General features: G+C 45.9%; 6 protein-coding genes and 1 tRNA gene. 4 read left to right on the top strand and 3 right to left on the bottom strand.

Features of this window, described 5'->3' with window-relative positions; genetic code table 11:
• Window positions 1-5 precede the first annotated feature (5 nt).
• The 3 genes from KYK27_RS17755 to KYK27_RS17745 form a co-directional block, all read right to left on the bottom strand.
• Window positions 6-78, bottom strand: a tRNA-Thr gene (locus KYK27_RS17755).
• Window positions 79-203: 125 nt separating this feature from the next.
• Window positions 204-2354: a DUF349 domain-containing protein gene (locus KYK27_RS17750; protein WP_199111651.1), complete on the bottom strand. Its 2151-nt coding sequence runs from the start codon at window positions 2352-2354 to the stop codon at window positions 204-206.
• A 30-nt stretch (window positions 2355-2384) separates the two neighbouring features.
• Window positions 2385-2960: a YqgE/AlgH family protein gene (locus KYK27_RS17745; protein ID WP_317195957.1), complete on the bottom strand. Its 576-nt coding sequence runs from the start codon at window positions 2958-2960 to the stop codon at window positions 2385-2387.
• Between the two features lie 228 nt (window positions 2961-3188).
• Here KYK27_RS17745 and pdxH point away from each other — a divergent pair, with 228 nt between their 5' ends.
• The 4 genes from pdxH (at window position 3189) to KYK27_RS17725 (ending at window position 7048) form a co-directional block, all read left to right on the top strand.
• Window positions 3189-3839: a pyridoxamine 5'-phosphate oxidase gene (gene pdxH, locus KYK27_RS17740; RefSeq protein WP_199111650.1), complete on the top strand. Its 651-nt coding sequence runs from the start codon at window positions 3189-3191 to the stop codon at window positions 3837-3839.
• Between the two features lie 49 nt (window positions 3840-3888).
• On the top strand, window positions 3889-5187 hold the full coding sequence (locus KYK27_RS17735) for a DUF1015 domain-containing protein (RefSeq protein ID WP_199111649.1): 1299 nt from the start codon (window positions 3889-3891) through the stop codon (window positions 5185-5187).
• Window positions 5153-5737: a Maf family nucleotide pyrophosphatase gene (locus KYK27_RS17730; protein WP_199111648.1), complete on the top strand. Its 585-nt coding sequence runs from the start codon at window positions 5153-5155 to the stop codon at window positions 5735-5737. The genes KYK27_RS17735 and KYK27_RS17730 overlap by 35 nt, the downstream gene beginning before the upstream one ends.
• Before the next feature lie 126 nt (window positions 5738-5863).
• On the top strand, window positions 5864-7048 hold the full coding sequence (locus KYK27_RS17725; protein ID WP_199111647.1) for a class I SAM-dependent rRNA methyltransferase: 1185 nt from the start codon (window positions 5864-5866) through the stop codon (window positions 7046-7048).
• Window positions 7049-7193 lie beyond the last annotated feature (145 nt).

Below are 7193 nucleotides of genomic sequence, written 5' to 3'. Positions count from 1 at the left end.
GGGTGAGCCCCCAGTCGGAATCGAACCAACGACCTACTGATTACAAGTCAGTTGCTCTACCAGCTGAGCTATGGAGGCTTACTCTGGTGTGCCTTAATGTTCTAAAGCGTTGCAAAGGTATGTTCTATTTTGAAAACTGCAAATACCCGTCGCAACTTTTTTTATAGCTTTTGTCTAATGTTTTGAATGTCAGGTATAAAAATTTATCCTCTGAAGGCCTTTAGCTGACGATTCAGCTGCTCAATACGGTGTTGTGCATCTGCAATGCGTCCTTCGTATTCCTCGCGTAATTTATCGGCATTTTTAGAACGGGCAAAGAACTCGATGTTGGTACGCAAGGTCTGTATGTCGTTCTGCAGCTGTGTAATCTCACGGCGAATGTTTTGCTCTTTATGCTGTAATTTCTGAGCAGCATCCGGGCTGTTTTTCAAGCGCTCTACCTGTAGTTTCACCACCATTTCAGTTCGCTCTTCCAGGCTAAGGCCAGGCACGCGCTCCAGGTAACTTTCCATAAGGGAGATAAACTTTTCTTCTACTTTCGGGCTACTGCGCTGGGTGTTCTGATCCAAGGCTCTCCACTGGCTCACAAACTGCTCATACTCTTCCATAGAAGCTGGTTCTGTAGGTTGGGATATCTTTTCAGAGATCCTGTCAGTCAGCTCCATCTTTTCAGACGATAGCTTCTCCAGTTCAGCGGTACGGCTTTGCTCCTGCGCCTGCTTACGGTCAAAGAACTCGTTACAGGCACTTCTGAAACGTTGCCAGATCTTATCTGAATACTTGTCCGGAACACGACCGATCGTTTTCCATTTTTTCTGAAGCTGTATCAGTTTTTCTTTGGTAGCATTCCAGTCATTGCTGTCCTTCAGGCTTTCCGCTTGCTCGCATAGTTCGGTCTTCATGCGCAGGTTTTGCATTTTCTGCTCATCAAGCCCTTTAAAGAACTGGTTTTTGTGCTGGAAGAAAGCTTTATAGTTGCCCCAGAAATTTTTATTTACTTCTTCAGCATATTCTTTCGGTACCAACCCGGCTGCATCCCATTCTTCTTTCAGTTTCTGAATTTCGTCAGTCTTATCGCGCCATTCGTTTATGCGATCGGTGTTAAAGCCCTGGTATGCCTGCAATCTCTCAAGTAAAGCGCGTTTCTTTTCCAGGTTTTGCATTTCAACGCCTTTGCGCTCTTCCTGGTAAGCCTTACGGCGGGTATGTACTTTTTCGGATGCCTGTATAAAACGTTCCCAGATCGGGTCGCGTTGGTCGTTTGGTACCGGCCCTATGTTTTTCCATTCTTCGTGCAGGTGGCGTAGTTCCTCCAGCGCTTTATTTATAGTTTGCTCGTTTTCCAGTGCTTCGGCACGATCTATCAGCAGTAGTTTTGCATCCAGGTTACGTTTGCGGTCAAGCTCTTTCAGTTCGTAAAATATACTGCGGTTGTTGTAGAAAATATCCAGCAGCGCGTGGTACGAATCCCATAGTTGCTGCGCTGCTCCGGCTTGTACCGGGCCAATGCTTTTCCACTCCGACTGTATTTTTTTTAATTCGTCTGTACTGCTTTTTGTTTCAGCAGACTCAACCAACTCACGCAGGCGGGCTAGCAATTCCTGTTTGCGTTCCAGGTTGCGGTTACGGTTCTCTTCTGTTTGCTGGCGCTCCTGATGACGGGCATCGCGGTAAGCGGTCAGTAATTTTTCCAGGTCCTGATGCTCGGGAGAGGTATGGTATTCGAAATCTTCGTCTGTGCCCCCCTCCTGCTTAAAACGGTCTAAAGCTTCAGCTTTTTCAGCCTGGAAGCGGAGATCGTAATTGCGCTGAATTTCGTTTATAATTCTGTGCTTTTTACGGGCATCAGAGCTCTTTAGTGTAGTGGCCAGTGCGGCGCGTAATTCTTCTAAAGGTAACTGGCTGTAATCTGTATGATCTTCTTCGTCCAGTTCTTCGTCATCATGATCTGCATGTATGGCTGGCTGCGGTTCTGCAGCAGGTACTTCCGGAGTTATTTCGGCAGCAGATTGTTCCTGTATATCACCTGAAGGTGTATCAGTGCTTTGAGAAGCTGTTTCTTCTACATCAGTAGTGCCTGTGTTCGCTTCAGCAAATATTTCTGTTATCTCTTCTGAGGCAGCAGCTTCATCTTCTGTTTTAAGATCCGGTGCTACTTCAGGCTGCTCCTCTTTTGGAACTCCCTTGTCACCGGTTTCTTCGCCCTGTTTGCCGGCATTTATTTCAGCCAGACGTTTGTCAACTATACTTTGCGGCGATTCAGGCTGTTGCTTCTGCTCATCTGCTGCATTTTGATTCTCAGGTTGGTTAACCTCAGCTCCGGTAGTGTCCAGATCCTTATTTTCTGTAGTCATGATTACGGATATATTAATAACGTAATAGCATTAGTTCAGGCGCGGGTCTACCGGATAATTCGATAAGACCTTATACTTGCCCCCCATCTGGCGCAGGATGCTTCGCCATAGAGTATCTGCCTCTAAATTAAACAATTTATTCACAGCATTGTTATTCACGATCCAAACATTTTTATCAATTTCTTCCTGTAGTTGCCCTGCCGTCCAGCCAGAATAACCTAAAAAGAAACGAACATCATCAGAAGTGACTAAGCCTGAGCCGATCATGGTACGGAGCATTTCAAAATCACCACCCCAGTAAAGGTCCTCACCCAGTTTTACAGCCTGCGGCAGATCAGGTATGCGATGCAGATAATGCAGGGTATTGAATTGCACAGGTCCGCCAATGCCTAAAGTAACGTCAAATGTATCGTTATATATATCCACCACATCCGATAGTTTCATATCGGAGAGCTTGTTAAGCACCAGGCCAAATGTTCCTTCTGCTTCGTTATGATTACAAAGCAGTACCACCGAGCGTTCGAAATTAGGGTCGCCCTGGTAAGGTTCGGATATAAGTATACTCCCGCTCTGAGGTTTTACCAACCTTTCTTCTTCCATCTTCATTAAGTCAGTTTTAAGTATTTTGTTGTACTCTTTCTGCCCTGTGTAGAGTTACAGCCAGTGTGTAGTTTTATTACGTGATGTATACACTATAGTAGCAAAGTTTGCACTACGCATATTTATAGTTTAAGGTACGGAAAGCTTCTACAGTGCCAGATATTAAGCCATATTGTAACTTAATTGTTATGGCAGCGGATATTTTTTTTAAATTTGGACAAACCGAACAAGCCTATGTCCCTGTTACCAAACATTGCCGCTATCCGCAAGAATTATGCTATGGAGTCGCTTAGCGAGGCATCTGTAGCCAAAGATCCTATAACTCAGTTTAAGTCATGGATGGATGAAACTATAGCCGCTGAAGTAAATGAGCCTACTGCCATGGTGCTTTCTACGGTAAACAGCTCCGGAAGACCATCGGCCCGTGTGGTGTTACTAAAAGATGTGACCACGGACGGTTTTATATTCTTCACAAACTATGCTAGCCGTAAGGGTCATGACCTGCAGGTAAATCCTTTTGCTTCGTTCACTTTTTTCTGGCCCGAACTGGAGCGCCAGGTACGCGTGGAAGGAACCATCAAAAAAGTGTCGGCTGCGATATCGGATTCCTATTTCCATAGCAGGCCGGTTGGCAGCCAGATCGGGGCCTGGGCCTCACCGCAAAGCCAGCCTATAAGCAGCCGCGAAGAACTGGAAGCAGCAGACGCAGACTATACAAAACGATTCGGCGATCTGCCTGTTATTCCCAGGCCCGAACATTGGGGCGGTTACCTGCTGGAACCTGACCGGGTAGAGTTCTGGCAGGGACGTCCGAACCGACTGCATGATCGTATCGTGTATGAGTTGCAGGAAAATCAGTGGCACATAAAAAGACTGGCCCCGTAAGGTATAAGGCAAATTCACAGCAAAATTTACTCACCACCTCCCCAACAAAATGGCAGAGATATTACCCTTAAAAGCCTGGCGCTACAGCCACTTACTGAATCAACCAATTGAAGAGCTAACCTCTCCCCTTTTTGATGTAGTATCGGCAAAGCAGCGCGAAACTTTATATCGCAATCCGTATAACAGCATCCATCTTTCTGTTCCGCTTGGCACACAGCCCGCCGACGAAGCTGCTGCCTTGCTGCAGCACTGGAAAGAGCGTGGCATTATAGTACAGGATGCGCTGCCGGGTATTTATGTATACTACCAGTATTTTAAGCTGTCGGGTGAGCAAAAGGAATATTGCCGCAAAGGATTTATCTGCCACATAAAAGCCTACGACTGGAATGAACGTGTTCTGCTTCGTCATGAAAATACCATTCCCAGTGCGGTAAACGACAGAATAGACCTGCTTGCTAAAACCGAGCTGAACAGCAGCGCTACGCATGGCTTGTATACTGACCCGGAATTTGCCCTGGAGCAGTACATGGATGAGAGTATTAAGTCACCGATTTATGAAACGGAAGATTACCAGGGCGTGCGCGATGTACTTGCTGTGATACACGACCATGATGTGATTCAGAAGTTTATGGATGTGCTGCGTGATAAACAGGTGTTGCTGGCAGATGGGCATCACCGCTACGAAGGCTCGCTGGAATACCGCAAACGCATGATGGCGCAAAACCCGTCACATACCGGTTTCGAAGCGTACAATTACCATTTAATGTACCTGACCAATACCGAGTCGGATGACCTGCGCATTTTACCGACACACCGCGTGCTGCAGCAGATCGACATGTCGGATGAGGAGTTTCTGCAACGACTGGGCGAGTTTTTTACGATCATCCCGAAAGAAGACCCTGTTGAGCTGAACGAAGTTATAGTTGGCAAGAAATGGGCCTTTGGTTTGTACTTGTCGGGGAATGCCTACAAACTGCGTCTGAAACCGGAGATGCACCACCTGATAGACTGGGAAGTGCCGCAGGAAGTGAAAGACCTTGACCTGACAGTGATGCATTATTTTATTTTCCAATGCGTGTTAGGAATAGACCCGGAAGTGCAGCGTAACTATAGCCGCCTGAGCTATGAACGTAATTTTACAACATGCATCCGCCAGGTTGACACCAATGCTTCACGGCTTGCGCTTATTACAAACGAAGTGTCGATGGAACAGGTAAAAAAAGTTTGCTATAGTGGCGCGATCATGCCCCAGAAGTCTACCTTCTTTTACCCGAAAGTTATCTGTGGATTTTTATTTAGCTCCATAAAAGAAGATGAATTTATCTCGGCCCCTGCTGCTTGCCTCTAATTCGCCGCGCCGCAAAGAATTGCTTACCGGCCTAGGGTTAACGTTCGAGGTGAAAATAAAGGAAGTGCACGAAGATTTTCCGGCTGAACTGAAACGTGAACAGGTAGCTGAATTCTTGGCTTCTCATAAGGCAGATCAGTACTTAGAGGACCTGGAAGACCAAATCCTGCTTACAGCTGATACAATTGTTTGCCTTGGCGATCAGGTACTGAACAAACCTGCAGATTACGAGCAGGCCTACGATATGCTCCGCTCTCTTTCCGGTACCCATCATGAGGTTATTACAGGCGTTTGCATCCTTACCCGCGAAAGCAAGACCGTTTTTCATGATACCACCAAGGTGTACTTCAAAGAACTGAGCCACCAGGAGATCGACTATTATATTACCAACTATAAGCCATACGACAAGGCCGGTGCTTACGGCATCCAGGAGTGGATCGGCAAAATAGGCATTGAGCGAATTGAGGGTTCTTACTTTAATGTGGTGGGCCTGCCTGTTCAGAAACTATACCATCAGCTGACCGAGTTAGGTTTATTGAAGATTGATTGATATTTGTTCATTGCTTTTTTTTCTGCTGGTATAACTGTAAAAATTGAATTACCTACCTTTGCACCTTGTTTATAGTTTTGTTTTCTGAAACTATAGATCAGAGTTATTTAACAACCAGCAATCAATATGTCTTTTATAAAATTATACCTGGCTCCAGGCAAGGAGAACTCGCTTAAACGTTTACACCCATGGGTTTTTTCGGGCGCGATCCGCAAAGCAGACGGCGATCCTGAAGAAGGCGAAATTGTAGAGGTTTACTCCAGCAAGCGTGAGTTCCTGGGAATGGGCCATTACGGCCTGGGTTCAATTGCCGTTCGTATTTTTTCTTTTGAGCAGGTAGAGCCAGACTATAGTTTCTGGAAAAGCAAAGTGCAACAGGCATATGATTACCGCAACCGGTTAGGCTTAATTGATAATCCTGAAACAGATGTTTACCGACTGATCTACGCGGAAGGCGATGGCGTGCCGGGCCTTATAGTTGACATGTACAAAGATACAGCTGTAGTACAGACACACTCGCTGGGCATGTATAACGTGCGCGAATTTGTGACCAAAGCGTTGCAGGAAATTTACGGTTCTAAGCTGCGTGCCGTGTATGATAAAAGTGCTGAATCACTTCCGCAAAAGTCAGTGCCGGGTGCTGTTAACGGATATTTGTTCGGCAAATCGGAAGGTGGCGTAGTGGTTACCGAAAATGGCAACAAGTTCTTTATTGACTGGGAAAGCGGCCAGAAAACCGGCTTCTTTATAGACCAACGCGAGAACCGTGATCTGCTGGCCCGTTATTCTAAAGGTAAATCTGTACTGAATACATTCTGCTACACAGGCGGCTTCTCAGTTTATGCTTTAAATGTTGGTGCCGAACTGGTGCATTCGGTTGATGTTTCTAAAAAGGCGATTGAGCTAACTATAAAGAACGGCGACCTGAGCAATGCCCCAGACCGCCACGAAGCATTTGCGGTGGACACGTTTGATTTCCTGAAAGGCAAGGAAGACCTGTATGATGTAATCGTGCTAGACCCACCTGCTTTTGCCAAGAGCCAGAAAGTGCGCCACAATGCTGTGATGGGTTATAAGCGCCTGAACGCTGAGGCTATGAAAAAGATAAAACCGGGCGGTATCCTGTTCACTTTTTCATGCTCGCAGGTTGTAGATAAATACCTGTTTAATAATACCGTAATGGCTGCAGCTATTGAAGCTGGTCGTAACATAAAAGTGATGCACCACCTCTCCCAGCCTGCCGATCACCCGATCTCCATTTTCCACCCGGAAGGCGAGTATCTGAAAGGATTGGTGCTGTTTGTAGAATAGACTTTTAGTTAGAAAGTTGGGAAGTTAGAAGGTTAGAAAGTTAACCTTATTATAAAACATAAAAGCCGGGACAACTATAAACTGCATCGGCTTTTATGTTTTATAATATTACTGTCATTTCGAACAACGTGAGAAATCTAATACA

This window comes from Pontibacter populi (genome assembly GCF_019336435.1).
GTDB lineage: Bacteria > Bacteroidota > Bacteroidia > Cytophagales > Hymenobacteraceae > Pontibacter > Pontibacter humidus.
This window is presented reverse-complemented; position numbering and strand designations above follow the sequence as displayed.

What these genes read in the sequence shown, in the direction of transcription:
- KYK27_RS17750 (WP_199111651.1), bottom strand. Translation starts at nt 2,354, where the DNA reads ATGACTACAGAAAATAAGGATCTGGACACTACCGGAGCTGAGGTTAAC.
- KYK27_RS17745 (WP_317195957.1), bottom strand. Translation starts at nt 2,960, where the DNA reads ATGAAGATGGAAGAAGAAAGGTTGGTAAAACCTCAGAGCGGGAGTATA.
- pdxH (WP_199111650.1), top strand. Translation starts at nt 3,189, where the DNA reads ATGTCCCTGTTACCAAACATTGCCGCTATCCGCAAGAATTATGCTATG.
- KYK27_RS17735 (WP_199111649.1), top strand. Translation starts at nt 3,889, where the DNA reads ATGGCAGAGATATTACCCTTAAAAGCCTGGCGCTACAGCCACTTACTG.
- KYK27_RS17730 (WP_199111648.1), top strand. Translation starts at nt 5,153, where the DNA reads ATGAATTTATCTCGGCCCCTGCTGCTTGCCTCTAATTCGCCGCGCCGC.
- KYK27_RS17725 (WP_199111647.1), top strand. Translation starts at nt 5,864, where the DNA reads ATGTCTTTTATAAAATTATACCTGGCTCCAGGCAAGGAGAACTCGCTT.